Below are 14276 nucleotides of genomic sequence, written 5' to 3' on the forward strand. Positions count from 1 at the left end.
GTTGCGAATCCCCAAGCTACCCCGACGGCGACCAGAGGATGTCGATGGGGACGGCGGCGAGGCGGTCGCCGAATGGCTGGGCTTGTGGGCCGGTGTGCAGGATCACGCCGCCGGCGAAGCGTGCGCCGACTTTGTCGCGGAGTCTGCTGATCGAGCGGGTGTCTCTACCACGGAGGGTTGCCGCCGACTTGATTTCGATCGCGGCAATGAGGCCGTCTGCGGTTTCCAGTATGAGGTCTACTTCGGCGCCGTCTCGATCGCGGTAGTGGAACAGTCGAGGTGCCTGTTGCGACCATCCGAGTTGTCGCCGGAGTTCTGCGATCACGAAAGTTTCGATGATGGCTCCGGCCGCGTTGGGGTTGGCATGTGGACCGGCTCCGGTAGGCGAGACATTGACGAGGCGAGCGGCCAGTCCGGAGTCGAGAAGGAGGACTTTCGGTCTATCGACGACCCGCTTGGAAAGGTTGGTCGACCACGCGGGTATGCGGTCGATGAGATACAGGGTCTCGAGGAGGTCGAGGTACGGCGGCAGGGTACGTACGGGGATTTCGGCGTCGGTAGCTAGGGAGCTCAGGTTAAGTTCGGACGCGCTGCGTGCGGCTAGAAGTCGGATGAGGCGCGGCAGGTCGGCGATGCGTTGGAGATTGGAGACGTCGGCCGCGTCACGTTTGACGACGCGGTCGACGTTCCTAGCTTTCGCCGATTCGCGACAAAGCCGTCGCCGATACGCGGCACTATCTTCGCCAATTCGCGGATATCTCCTCACCGATTCGCGATATCTGGCGGAGCCGGTGGTGTCGCAGCAGGGACGTCGGGGCAGACCCACCCCACCGAAAGAACCACCACCACCTGCTCGCCTAGCCGAACGTGTGGTCTACGTGAGTAATATCTGTCACATGGCGACAGCCAGAAGGCGGTTATCCCCGCAGGACCGCCGCGCTGAACTGCTCGCTCTGGGGGCGGAGGTCTTTGGGAAGCGGCCTTACGACGAGGTTCGCATCGATGAGATCGCCGAGCGCGCTGGGGTGTCGCGGGCACTGATGTATCACTACTTCCCGGACAAGCGGGCGTTCTTCGCCGCGGTCGTCAAGGACGAGGCCGACCGGCTGTACGCGGCGACCAACAAGGCGCCCGCCCCTGGGATGACGATGTTCGAAGAGATACGAACCGGCGTGCTGGCCTATATGGCCTACCACCAACAAAACCCCGAGGCGGCGTGGGCCGCCTACGTCGGCCTCGGCCGATCGGACCCGGTTCTGCTCGGTATCGACGACGAAGCCAAGAACCGCCAGATGGAACACATCATGTCCCGCATCGCCGAGGTCGTGAGCGGGATTGACCGCGATAACACCCTGGACCCAGAGGTCGAGCGCGACCTGCGGGTGATCATCCACGGCTGGCTGGCGTTCACCTTCGAGCTGTGTCGTCAGCGGATCATGGACCCGTCGACCGACGCTGAACGGCTCGCCGATGCTTGCGCACACGCGCTGCTGGACGCCATCTCCCGGCTGCCGCAGATCCCTGCCGAACTGGCTGACGCGATGGCAACCGCGCGAATGTGAGCGGTAGGCGGTTTTTGTCGGTGCCTGTTGGCACGATGGCTAGGTGAGGTTCGCGCAGCCTTCAGCACTGAGCCGATTCAGCGCGCTCACCCGAGACTGGTTCACCAGCACTTTCGCCGCGCCCACCGCCGCCCAGGCCAGCGCCTGGGCGGCCATCGCAGACGGCGACAACACGCTGGTCATCGCTCCCACCGGATCCGGGAAGACCCTGGCGGCGTTCCTGTGGGCCCTGGATAGCTTGGCCGGTTCGGAACCTATGTCCGAGCGGCCGGCGGCCACCCGCGTGCTGTATGTGTCGCCGCTCAAAGCGTTGGCCGTCGACGTCGAGCGCAACCTGCGCACTCCGCTGGCCGGACTGACCCGACTCGCCGAACGCCAGGGTCTGCCCGCGCCCCAGATCAGGGTGGGCGTCCGTTCGGGCGACACCCCGCCCGCACTTCGCCGCCAGCTCGTCAGCCAGCCGCCCGACGTGCTGATCACCACCCCGGAGTCATTGTTTTTGATGCTCACTTCGGCCGCACGCCAAACTCTGACCGGTGTGCAGACCGTCATCATCGACGAAATTCATGCCATCGCCGCCACCAAGCGCGGCGCACACCTGGCACTATCCCTAGAACGGCTCGACGACCTGTCTAGCCGGCGACGGGCGCAGCGCATCGGGCTGTCGGCGACCGTACGTCCTCCCGAGGAACTCGCAAGGTTCCTGTCCGGACAGTCCCCGACGACCATTGTGGCGCCCCCGGCCGCCAAGACCGTTGAGCTGTCCGTGCAGGTGCCGGTGCCCGACATGGCCAACTTGACCGACAACACCATCTGGCCGGATGTGGAGGCTCGGCTGGTCGACCTGATCGAATCACACAACTCGACCATCGTGTTCGCCAATTCGCGACGATTGGCCGAGCGACTTACCGCACGGCTCAACGAAATTCACGCCGCGCGCTGCGGGATTGAGCTCGCGCCAGACACCAACCAGCAGGTTGCCGGCGGCGCCCCGGCGCACATCATGGGCTCGGGCCAGACGTTCGGAGCGCCGCCGGTGCTGGCCCGCGCCCACCATGGCTCGATCAGCAAGGAGCAGCGCGCCGTTGTCGAAGAGGACCTCAAACGCGGGCAACTCAAAGCGGTGGTGGCGACGTCCAGCCTGGAGCTGGGCATCGACATGGGCGCGGTCGATCTGGTGATCCAAGTACAGGCACCACCATCGGTGGCCAGCGGGCTGCAGCGCATTGGCCGGGCCGGTCATCAGGTCGGCGAGATTTCGCGGGGGGTGCTGTTTCCCAAGCATCGCACCGACCTACTCGGCTGCGCGGTCAGCGTGCAGCGCATGCTTGCCGGTGAGATCGAGACCATGCGGGTGCCGGCCAACCCACTCGACATTCTGGCCCAGCACACGGTGGCGGCGGCTGCGCTGGAACCGTTGGATGCCGACGCGTGGTTCGACACCGTGCGGCGGGCCGCCCCGTTCGCGACCCTGCCGCGTAGCCTGTTCGAGGCCACCCTGGACCTGCTGTCCGGCAAGTACCCATCCACCGAGTTCGCTGAGCTGCGGCCGCGGCTGGTGTATGACCGCGATACCGGCACGCTGACCGCGCGACCCGGAGCCCAGCGACTGGCCGTCACCTCCGGCGGCGCCATTCCCGATCGCGGGTTGTTCGCCGTCTACCTCGCTACCGAGCGGCCGTCGCGGGTAGGCGAACTCGACGAGGAAATGGTTTACGAGTCCCGCCCCGGTGACGTGATCTCGCTGGGTGCCACCAGCTGGCGAATCACCGAGATCACCCACGACCGGGTGCTGGTGATCCCCGCGCCGGGCCAGCCGGCCCGATTGCCGTTCTGGCGCGGAGACGATGCCGGCCGCCCCGCCGAGCTCGGCGCCGCACTCGGCGCCCTCACCGGCGAGCTGGCCGCCCTGGACCGTACGGCATTCGGCACACGTTGTGCGGGTTTGGGTTTCGACGACTATGCCACCGACAACCTGTGGCGACTGCTGGACGACCAACGCACCGCTACCGCAGTGGTACCCACCGACAGCACATTGTTGGTCGAGCGGTTTCGTGACGAGCTGGGCGATTGGCGGGTGATCTTGCATTCGCCGTATGGGCTGCGGGTGCACGGACCGCTCGCGCTCGCAGTCGGCCGGCGGCTGCGCGACCGCTATGGCATCGACGAGAAGCCGACCGCCTCCGACAACGGCATAGTGGTGCGCCTACCGGACACCGTGTCCGCTGGCGAAGACAGCCCGCCGGGTGCCGAACTGTTCGTTTTCGACGCCGACGAGATCGACCCGATCGTCACCACCGAAGTGGCCGGTTCGGCGCTGTTCGCGTCACGGTTCCGGGAATCGGCGGCCCGCGCTCTGCTGCTGCCCCGCCGGCACCCCGGCCGCCGCTCGCCGCTGTGGCAGCAGCGGCAGCGCGCCGCCCGGCTGTTGGAAGTGGCCCGCAAATACCCCGACTTCCCGATTGTGCTGGAGACGGTCCGCGAGTGCCTGCAGGACGTCTATGACGTCCCGATCTTGGTCGAGCTGATGGCGCGGATCGCCCAGCGGCGGGTGCGTGTCGCCGAAGCCGAGACCGCCAAACCTTCGCCATTTGCGGCATCGCTGTTGTTCGGCTACGTCGGCGCCTTCATGTACGAGGGCGATACGCCGCTGGCCGAACGGCGCGCCGCCGCGCTCGCGCTGGACGGCACGTTGCTGGCCGAGCTGCTAGGCCGGGTGGAGCTGCGCGAGCTGCTCGATCCTGACGTCATCGCCGCTACCAGCCGCCAGCTCCAGCATCTGGCGGCCGACCGGGTAGCCCGTGACGCCGAAGGGGTTGCCGATCTGCTGCGGCTGCTGGGTCCGCTCACCGAAGACGAGATCGCTGCCCGGGCGGGCGCGCCCGAGGTCAGCGGCTGGCTGGACGGCTTACGCGCCGCCAAACGCGCGCTCGTGGTGTCCTTCGCCGGCCGCAGCTGGTGGGTTGCCGTCGAGGACATGGGCCGGCTGCGCGACGGCGTTGGCGCGGCGGTTCCGGTGGGGCTGCCGGCCAGCTTCACCGAGGCGGTAGCCGACCCGCTGGGCGAACTACTGGGCCGCTACGCACGCACCCACACACCGTTCACCACCGCTGCGGCCGCAGCCCGGTTCGGTCTTGGGCTGCGGGTGACCGCCGACGTGCTGGGCCGGCTGGCCAGCGATGGCCGGCTGGTGCGCGGCGAATTCGTGGCCGCGGCCAAAGGATCCGCCGGCGGCGAGCAGTGGTGTGACGCCGAGGTGTTGCGAATTCTGCGGCGCCGCTCGCTGGCCGCACTGAGGGCGCAGGCAGAGCCGGTCAGCACCGCCGCCTACGGACGCTTCCTGCCGGCCTGGCAGCACGTTTCCGCGGGCAACTCGGGCATCGACGGGCTGGCCGCGGTCATCGATCAGCTCGCCGGCGTCCGGATACCGGCCTCGGCGATCGAACCGCTGGTGCTTGCCCCACGGATCCGCGATTACTCGCCGGCGATGCTCGACGAGCTGCTCGCGAGCGGGGACGTCACCTGGTCGGGCGCCGGGTCGATCTCAGGCAGTGACGGCTGGATCGCCCTGCACCCCGCCGACTCGGCGCCCATGACGCTGGCGGAGCCGGCCGAGATCGACTTCACCGACGCCCACCGGGCGATCTTAGCCAGCCTGGGCACTGGCGGCGCGTACTTCTTCCGCCAGTTGACCCACGACGGCCTGACCGAGGCGGAACTCAAAGCCGCTCTGTGGGAATTGATTTGGGCCGGACGAGTGACCGGCGACACGTTCGCACCGGTACGCGCGGTACTCGGCGGGGCGGGCACCCGGAAGCGTGCTGCTCCCGCACACGGCGGGCATCGACCGCCGCGCCTGAGCCGATACCGCCTCACGCACGCCCAGGCCCGCAACGCTGACCCGACCGTCGCCGGGCGGTGGTCCGCGCTGCCGCTTCCCGAACCGGACTCCACGCTGCGCGCCCATTACCAAGCCGAGCTGCTGTTGAACCGCCACGGCGTGTTGACCAAAGACGCAGTTGCTGCCGAGGGTGTGGCGGGCGGGTTCGCGACGCTCTACAAGGTGCTCAGTGCGTTCGAGGATGCCGGCAGGTGCCAGCGTGGCTACTTCATCGAGTCGTTGGGGGGCGCTCAGTTCGCCGTCGCCTCGACCGTAGACCGGCTGCGTAGCTACCTCGACGGTGTCGACCCCGAACAGCCGGACTACCACGCGGTGGTGCTGGCCGCTGCCGACCCGGCCAACCCGTATGGGGCGGCGTTGCCCTGGCCAGCGTCGAGCGCTGACGGTACCGCCCGGCCGGGCCGCAAAGCCGGCGCACTGGTCGTTCTGGTGGACGGCGAGTTGGCCTGGTTCCTCGAGCGCGGCGGGCGGTCGTTGCTGACGTTCACCGATGATCCCGAGGCCAACCACGCGGCGGCCATCGGGCTGGCCGACCTGGTCACCGCCGGGCGCGTCGCGTCGATTCTGGTCGAGCGGGCCGACGGCATGCCGGTGCTGCAGCCCGGCGGGCGGGCGTCGGCGGCACTGACGGCGCTGCTGGCAGCCGGCTTCGTCCGCACACCTCGCGGTCTGCGGCGGCGGTAAGCCATGCCCGAGGGCGACACCGTCTGGCACACCGCGGCCACGTTGCGGCGGCATCTGGCCGGTCGCACGTTGACACGTTGCGACATCCGAGTGCCACGGTTTGCCGCCGTCGACCTCACCGGCGAGGTAGTGGACGAGGTGATCAGTCGGGGCAAGCACCTGTTCATCCGAACCGGGACAGCCAGCATTCATTCGCATCTGCAGATGGACGGCAGCTGGCGGGTCGGCAACAGGCCGGTGCGGGTGGATCATCGGGCGCGAATCATTTTGGAAGCCAACCAGCAAGAACAGGCCATCCGGGTGGTCGGCGTCGACCTAGGCCTGTTGGAGGTCATCGACCGGCACAACGACGGCGCCGTCGTCGCACACCTAGGACCTGATCTGCTGGCCGACGATTGGGACCCGCAGCGTGCAGCCGCCAACCTGATCGTTGCCCCGGACCGGCCCATCGCCGAGGCACTGCTCGACCAGCGGGTGCTCGCCGGGATCGGCAACGTGTATTGCAACGAACTGTGCTTCGTCAGCGGAGTATTGCCGACGGCCCCGGTGAGCGCGGTCGCCGACCCGCGCCGCCTGGTCACCCGCGCCCGAGACATGCTGTGGGTCAACCGCTTCCGCTGGAATCGGTGCACCACTGGCGATACCCGGGCCGGCCGGCGACTGTGGGTCTACGGGCGGGCCGGGCAGGGTTGCCGCCGCTGCGGCACGCTCATCGCCTACGACACTACCGACGAGCGGGTGCGGTATTGGTGCCCGGCCTGCCAGCGCTGAACCGGGCGATCAAAGCCAGCACCTAGTCGCGGCCGTGGGTAGCGAAGAACTGGGCAATGACTTGCGACCCGTCGAACGCGCGCGTGGTCGCCCCGATGACCGCCTTGGGCAGATATTGCCTGCCACCCGGCCAGGTATGTCCGCCATTGTCGATCTGGTAGGAGATCACCTCGGTGCCGGCCGCACATGAGCTGGAATCGAAAAGGTGCACCATTGTTCCGTCCCCGACGTCAGGCAGCTCCGCCGCCGACGGATCGCCCTGACACCCATCGACCGCCCGCCAGCGATCCACCAAGCTCGCAACCGAGATGGAATGGCTGAGCCCGCCGCGACCACGCACCGCCCCGCCGTTGAACGGCACCAGCGGGTCGGCGGTGCCGTGTGCTTCGAGCACCGACACCGGCCGCGACGGATTACATGTCACACCCACACCCAGCGTGCCCGCCACCGGCGCGACCGCGGCGAAGATATCGGCACGGTCACACGCCAGCCGGTTGGACATGAAGCCACCGTTGGACATGCCGGTGGCGAAGACGTGCCCGGGAGCGATGTCGAAGTCGTGCACCAGCTTTGCGGCCAGCGCGACCAAGAACCCAACGTCGTCGAGATGACGGCGATCCGCCGGCGACGCCCCCCTCCCGTCGGCCCAGCTTTTGTCGTAGCCGTCAGGATAGACAACCAACAAGTCGGCGGCGTCGGCAACAGCGTCGAAATCGGTGAGAGCCTCCTGTCCGGCTCCGGTGCCGCCACCACCGTGCAGGCTGATCACCAACCCGGAGGGCTCAGCGGGCGGCACGTGCAAGCGATAACTGCGGGTCAAGCCCCCGAACTGGAACGTCGCTACCGAACTGGCATGCCTGGCCAGTAGCTGATCACCGCCACACCCGGCCAGGCAAACCATGAGAACGATAAGCGACAGCATTCGCGCCCACGGCATCTCGTCAAGGTACCGATCGCGAGCGCTCAGCCCGCGGCGCCCTGTCCCACCGCTTGGACCGATGCGTGCTCGTGCAACGCCCTGGCGGCTTCGGGATGTACGGGCTTGAGGTCGAAGATGACCTCGGTGACGGTCCCGGTGAACGCATAGGGCGCCTTGTCCTCATAGCCGCGGTCAACGACCAGGCCGTTGTCGCGGCCGATGTCCATGCCGGCATAGGAGGTAAAGGCCAGCGGCACCGTCTGGGGCAGCTCACCCTCTCCGATCAACCGATCGTCGGCCCAGAGCGTCACCCGACCACCGGAGGCGGCGACGGGTTGATGGGAATCGAACAGCATCCGCACCGTGACATCCCCGGTGGGGAGCGGCTCGCTGGACACCTGCCGGTAGGTTTCGACGCCCAGGAAGGAGTAGGTGTGGTGCAGGTGCCGCTGTTCGTCGACCCATAGCGCGAACCCTCCCATGAAGTCGGCGTTGGCGACGATCACACCCTGCGCGCCGCCGTCGGGGATGTGCAGCCGTGCCTCGATCGCGTAAGAACGACCGCAGATACGGGGGACCATGCCGCGCTGAATGTTCTGCACGTCACCTTTGAAACTGAACCGTGCGGTGGTGGGCAGGGGCGGCAGGTCGCCGAACATTACCGCGAGCCCGCCCAGCAGCGGCAGCACCCGGTTTCGTTCGGCCTCCTGCCACCACAGCTGGGTGAGCTCGGCGACCTTGTCGGGATGCTCGGCTGCCAGGTTTTTCGCCTGGGAGAAGTCATCTGGTAGGTAGTACAGCTCCCAGACGTCCTGGTCCGGGTCGTAGGTCCCCGGCGCGAACCGTCGCATCGTCTCCGGTGACAGATCCCAGGGCGCCTTGTCCAAGCGAGCGCACGCCCACCAGCCGTCTTTGTAGATGGCACGGCTGCCGAAGTTTTCGAAGTACTGCACGGTGTGGCGGTCTTCGGCTTCAGCGTCGTCGAAGGTCCGCACGAAACTGGTTCCGTCCATCGGTTCCTGCTCGAAGCCGTCGACATGGGTCGGCTCCGGTAAACCGATGGCCGCCAACACGGTCGGCGCGATGTCGATGCAGTGGGTGAACTGGCTACGAACACGGCCGTCTGGCCGGATCCGGGCCGGCCAAGCGACCACCAATGGATCGCGCGTGCCGCCCAGGTGGCTGGCCATCTGCTTGCCCCACTGCAACGGGGTGTTGCTCGCATGCGCCCACGCGCTGGCGAAATGCGGTGCGGTGAACTCGTCGCCGAGTGCGGCGATGCCGCCGTATTGTTCGATCAGCTCCAATTGCCGCTCGGCATCCAGATCCAGGCCGTTAAGGAACGTCATCTCATTGAACGAACCGGTGTTGGTGCCCTCCATGCTGGCGCCATTGTCGCCCCAGATGTAGAACACCAACGTGTTGTCGGACTCGCCGAGATCCTCGATCGCGTCCAGCAGCCGGCCAACATTCCAGTCCGCATTTTCCGAGAACCCGGCGAACACCTCCATCTGGCGGGCAAAGAGCCGTTTTTGCGCCTCCGACATACTGTCCCACGCGGGGAATAGGTCGGGCCGCTCGGTGAGTTCGGCGTCGGGTGGAATGATCCCGAGTCGCTTTTGCCGTTCGAATGTCTTCTGCCGGTACACATCCCAGCCATCATCGAACTCACCTCGGTACTTGTCGGCCCATTCCTTGAATACGTGGTGTGGCGCGTGGGTGGCGCCGGTCGCGTAGTACAGCATCCACGGCTTGGTGGCATTCTGGGCCCGCACGGTGTGCAGCCACTCGATAGCCTTGTCGGTGAGGTCGTCGGGGAAATAGTAGGGACGGCCGTCTTCCCCAGAACCCTCGGGTATGCCTATGACGGAGTTGTCCTGACTGATGATCGGGTCGTACTGACCCGCGGCGCCGCTCGGGAAGCCCCAGAAATGGTCGAATCCCCAACCCAGCGGCCAGTTGTCGAACGGCCCCGCGGCTCCCTGGACATTGTCCGGGGTCAGATGCCACTTGCCGAAAGCGCCAGTCACATAACCGTTGTCGCGCAGAATACGCGGCAGCGCTGCGCAACTGCGTGGCCTGACCGCCGAATACCCCGGGTACGGGCCGGGGAACTCGCAGACCGACCCGAAGCCCACCCGGTGATGGTTACGCCCGGTCAACAGCGCCGCACGGGTCGGCGAGCACACCGCGGTCACATGAAAACGGTTGTAGATCAACCCATTCTGGGCTAGCCGGGACAGCGTCGGGGTTCGGATCGCGCCGCCGAATGTATCCGGTCCGCCGAACCCAGCGTCATCGATCAACACGATCAGCACATTCGGTGCGTCGTCGGGCGGAAAGGGACCGGGGACAATCGACCAGTCGCCGACCGACTCTGCCATGGTGCGGCCAACCACGCCACCAAAGCGGCGCTGCGGTAGCGGCAGCCGGGTGCGGTCTGGGTTGAACTTGCCCATCGCCTCTCGCAACGCCGCACCCAGGCTTCGCAACGTCGAACGACTCAGCTCCGCAACCGATTTCATTGGAGAGCTAGCCAACGCCTGCCCCGCTTCCAGTCGGCCTTGTGCCTCCGTCACGGCGATGACCACTGCTCGGCCCGCCGCCAGCGCTTGGCCGATCTTGTCGGCCAGCCCGGTCTTGATCCGATGGTGGGCGAAGGTGCCGGCCAATGCTCCGGTCGCGGCGCCGAGCGCCGCCGAGGCCAACAGTGCCGGCGAGAACAGGCCGATCGCCAGGCCCACCCCGGCGCCCCACGCGGCGCCGCGCCGGCCGAGCCGATTTCCGGTGTCGACCAAAACCGGACTGCCCTCGGCGTCCTTGCCGATCAGCACCGCACCCTGCAGCGGAATGCTTTTGTCCTTGGCGGCATCGACGAGGGTTTGAAAATCGTGACGAGCCGAATCGAGGTCCTGATAGCCGGCGACGAGCACCAGCGCGTTGTCTTCACTCATCACGAAACTCCCGATATGTGTGTCACGGCCGGCAATCGGCCGCGGCTGACCATGTTGGCAACGTAGCACCGGTCAACGTGCGCGTGCTGGCGAACTCGCGGTGCGACCCGGTCAGCGGATCGTCGAACTCGATGCGCTGCGCGAGCAACTGCAGCGGTGTGCTGAAGTCGTGGGCGGCCACGGATATCACGTTGGGGTACAACGGGTCACCCATGATCGGTATCCCCAGCGCCGCCATGTGCACTCGCAGCTGGTGGGTGCGCCCGGTGGTCGGTGTCAGCCGATACAGACCGTCGCGCGCTATCCGCTCCACCAGCGTCTCCGCGTTGGGAACGCCGGGCTCACAGACCGCCTGCAGATGGCCCCGGCGCTTGACGATGCGACTGCGGACCAGGCGCGGCAGGGCCAGACCCGGGGCAACGGGTGCGCGAGCCAGATAGGTCTTGCGCACCAAACCGCGGGCGAACATCGTCTGGTAGCTGCCGCGCACCTCGCGTCGGGTGGTGAACAACAACACCCCGGCGGTCAGCCGGTCCAGCCGGTGGGCCGGGCTCAGCTCGGGCAATCCCAGTTCGCGACGCAGCCGCACCAGCGCGGTCTGCGCGACGTGTCGCCCCCGAGGCATGGTCGCCAAGAAATGTGGCTTGTCGACGACGACGATGTCGGCGTCTTGATGCAGCACTGGGACATCGAAGGGCACCGGCACCTCGTCGGGCAGGTCGCGATACAGGTGCACAACCGAACCGGGCGGCAGCACCGTGCCACTGTCGACCACCGCACCGTCGTCGTCGACCACCTCCCCGGCCAGCACCTTCGCACGGGCCGCCACGCCAAACCGTGCGGTCAGCTCGGCTAACACCGACCCGCCAAGCAGTCGCACCCGCACCGGCCCCAGCACGTCGTGCACGCTAAGCAAACGATCCTCTGGCCGCAACGCCACACGAGACCCTCTCAGTAAGTGGAAATCTCGTCCTCGGTCGGTAGCACCCCGGTGACCATGAAGATGACGCGGCGGCCCACTTCCACAGCGTGGTCGGCGAAGCGCTCAAAGAAACGACCCAGCAACGCCGTTTCCACACCGACGCGAACGCCGTGCCGCCATTCTCGATCTATCAGCACGCTCAGCAAATGCCTATGCAGGTCATCCATCGCGTCGTCACGATCGTGCAGTTGCGCGGCTTCCTGCGGGTCACGGTTCACCAGCACTTGTCTTGCACTGTCACCCAACGCGATTGCCACCTTCGCCATGTCGGCGAAGCAGTTGCGAACTTCCTCAGGAAGCACCTGGTTCGGATACTCGCGTCGGGTGATCTTGGCAATATGCACAGCCAACGCACCCATGCGCTCGGTGTCGGCGATGATCTGCACCGCACTGAAGATTTCCCGCAGCTCGCCGGCCACCGGATGTTGCAACGCCAGCAGCGCGAACGCTTCCTTTTCGACTTGGGCTCGCATCGCCACGATCCGCTCATGGTCACGGATTACTTGTTCAGCGGCGCCAATGTCGGCCTCGAGCAGAGCCTGCGTTGCGCGTTTCATCGCTATCCCGGCCAGGCTGCACATCTCTCCCAATCGTCCGGCCAACTCGGTTAGCCGCTGGTGATAGACCGTCCGCATGGTGTCACGCCTCTCTGACCCTGAGTCGTCGTGTGGTGCTGCCGCGGATCCACACCGCCATCATCGACCATGGCGGCACCGCGCGACATACCCGCTTGGCGTAGCCTTCAATCCAAAGGCACCGGCTCGAGGATCTCGGCACGCGCCTCGGGTGCGCTGGCCCGCAACATGTCCGCCGAAACGTCGTCGGGCTGGGCCTGGGAGAGCACCTCGGCCTCCACGCGCGCCATATAGTTCGCGACCTCGCGGTCGATGTCTGCGGCGGTCCACCCGAGCACGGGCGCGACCACCTCGGCCACCTCCCGGGCGCAGTCGACGCCCCGGTGCGGGTATTCGATGGAAATCCGCATCCGACGGGCCAGGATGTCCTCGAGATGCAGGGCGCCCTCGGCGGCGGCGGCGTAAGCGGCTTCCACCTTCAAATAGCCCGGTGCCTCCGTTATCGGGCTCAACAGGCTGGGATCGGAGGCCGCCATCGCTAGAACGTCGCTGATCAGCGAACCATAGCGGTCCAGCAGATGGCGCACCCGGTACGGGTGCAGGCCCTGCAGCGCGCCGACGTGTTCGGCCTGATTGACCAGTGCAAAGTAACCGTCGGCGCCCAGCAGGCTGACCTTCTCGGTGATCGACGGCGCAACGCGGGCGGGGATGAACTGCACAGCAGCGTCGATCGCGTCGGCCGCCATTACTCGGTAGGTGGTGTACTTGCCACCGGCGATGGCCACCAGGCCCGCCGCCGGCACAGCCACGGCGTGTTCCCGGGACAGCTTGGAGGTGTCGTCGCTTTCCCCGGCAAGCAGCGGCCGCAGCCCGGCGTACACTCCGTCAATGTCGGCGTGCGTCAACGGGGTCGCCAACACGGCGTTGACAGTGCCCAGGATGTAGTCGATGTCGGCCTTGGTGGCCGCGGGGTGCGCCAGGTCGAGGTTCCAGTCGGTATCGGTGGTTCCGATGATCCAGTGACTTCCCCACGGAATGACAAACATCACCGACTTCTCCGTGCGCAGGATCATCGCGACGTCACTGACAATCCGGTCCCGCGGCACCACCACATGCACGCCCTTGGATGCGCGCACCTGGAAGCGCCCGCGCTGTTTGGACAACGCTTGAATCTCATCGGTCCAGACCCCGGTCGCGTTGACCACGACGTGGCCGCGAACCTCGGCAACCGCGCCGTTCTCGGAGTCGCGGACGCCCACGCCGATCACCCGGTCACCCTCTCGCAACAAGGCCACTACCTGGGTGGAGCAGCGGACAACCGCGCCGTAATGCGCCGCGGTGCGCGCGACCGTCATGGTGTGCCGGGCGTCGTCGACGACGGTGTCGTAGTAACGGATACCACCGATCAGCGAGCTGCGCTTCAAGCCGGGGCTCAGTCGCAGCGCACCGGCGCGAGTAAAATGCCGTTGCGCCGGAACCGATTTCGCGCCACCCAGCCGGTCGTAAAGAAAGATACCCGCGGCGATGTAGGGACGCTCCCACCAGCGTTTGGTCAGCGGGAACAAAAACGGCAGCGGCTTGACCAAATGCGGTGCCAGCGTGGTCAGCGACAGTTCACGTTCATAGAGCGCCTCACGCACCAGCCCGAACTCCAGTTGCTCGAGGTAGCGCAGCCCGCCGTGGAACATCTTCGAGGAGCGGCTCGACGTGCCGGAGGCCAAGTCCCGCGCCTCGACCAACGCCACCTTGAGCCCACGGGTGGCAGCATCCAAAGCGCATCCGGAGCCCACTACTCCGCCGCCGATCACCACGACGTCGAATTGCTCGGTTCCGAGTCGCTTCCAGGCGACCGCGCGCTGTGCAGGTCCCAGCGCCGCGGCGGGCCACCCCTGCCCGCCGTCCGGTGCCTGGATTGGGTTGCTCACGAA

9 protein-coding genes are annotated in these 14276 nt (G+C 66.8%); 3 read left to right on the top strand and 6 right to left on the bottom strand.

Features of this window, described 5'->3' with window-relative positions; translation table 11 throughout:
* Positions 1 to 16: 16 nt before the first annotated feature.
* Positions 17 to 826, bottom strand: a complete 810-nt coding sequence (locus Rv3294c; RefSeq protein ID YP_177954.1) for a hypothetical protein — start codon at positions 824 to 826, stop codon at positions 17 to 19.
* Between the two features lie 70 nt (positions 827 to 896).
* Between Rv3294c and Rv3295 the strand changes: the two genes are divergently transcribed.
* Genes Rv3295 through nei form a run of 3 tightly spaced genes read left to right on the top strand, consistent with a single transcriptional unit; the run spans position 897 to position 6918 of the window.
* Positions 897 to 1562 carry a TetR family transcriptional regulator gene (locus tag Rv3295; RefSeq protein NP_217812.1) on the top strand — a complete coding sequence of 222 codons (666 nt, stop codon included), beginning with the start codon at positions 897 to 899 and terminating at the stop codon, positions 1560 to 1562.
* A gap of 43 nt (positions 1563 to 1605) precedes the next feature.
* Positions 1606 to 6147 carry an ATP-dependent helicase gene (gene lhr, locus Rv3296; protein NP_217813.1) on the top strand — a complete coding sequence of 1514 codons (4542 nt, stop codon included), beginning with the start codon at positions 1606 to 1608 and terminating at the stop codon, positions 6145 to 6147.
* 3 nt (positions 6148 to 6150) lie between these two features.
* Positions 6151 to 6918: an endonuclease VIII gene (gene nei, locus Rv3297; protein ID NP_217814.1), complete on the top strand. Its 768-nt coding sequence runs from the start codon at positions 6151 to 6153 to the stop codon at positions 6916 to 6918.
* A 22-nt stretch (positions 6919 to 6940) separates the two neighbouring features.
* Here nei and lpqC read toward each other — a convergent pair whose 3' ends face one another.
* The 5 genes from lpqC to glpD2 all read right to left on the bottom strand — a co-directional run bounded on the left by lpqC (position 6941) and on the right by glpD2 (position 14273).
* Entirely contained in the window at positions 6941 to 7855 is a 915-nt protein-coding gene (gene lpqC, locus Rv3298c; protein NP_217815.1) for an esterase LpqC, read from the bottom strand.
* A gap of 26 nt (positions 7856 to 7881) precedes the next feature.
* Positions 7882 to 10794, bottom strand: coding sequence for an arylsulfatase AtsB (gene atsB, locus Rv3299c; RefSeq protein NP_217816.1), 2913 nt, complete (start codon positions 10792 to 10794; stop codon positions 7882 to 7884).
* Positions 10795 to 10813: 19 nt separating this feature from the next.
* Positions 10814 to 11731 carry a hypothetical protein gene (locus Rv3300c; RefSeq protein ID NP_217817.1) on the bottom strand — a complete coding sequence of 306 codons (918 nt, stop codon included), beginning with the start codon at positions 11729 to 11731 and terminating at the stop codon, positions 10814 to 10816.
* Positions 11732 to 11742: 11 nt separating this feature from the next.
* Positions 11743 to 12408 (bottom strand): phosphate transport system transcriptional regulator PhoY, encoded by a 666-nt coding sequence (phoY1, locus tag Rv3301c; protein NP_217818.1) that lies wholly within the window; start codon positions 12406 to 12408, stop codon positions 11743 to 11745.
* A 107-nt stretch (positions 12409 to 12515) separates the two neighbouring features.
* Positions 12516 to 14273, bottom strand: a complete 1758-nt coding sequence (gene glpD2 / locus Rv3302c) for a glycerol-3-phosphate dehydrogenase (RefSeq protein NP_217819.1) — start codon at positions 14271 to 14273, stop codon at positions 12516 to 12518.
* Positions 14274 to 14276 lie beyond the last annotated feature (3 nt).

Source organism: Mycobacterium tuberculosis H37Rv, from assembly GCF_000195955.2.
Lineage (GTDB): Bacteria > Actinomycetota > Actinomycetes > Mycobacteriales > Mycobacteriaceae > Mycobacterium > Mycobacterium tuberculosis.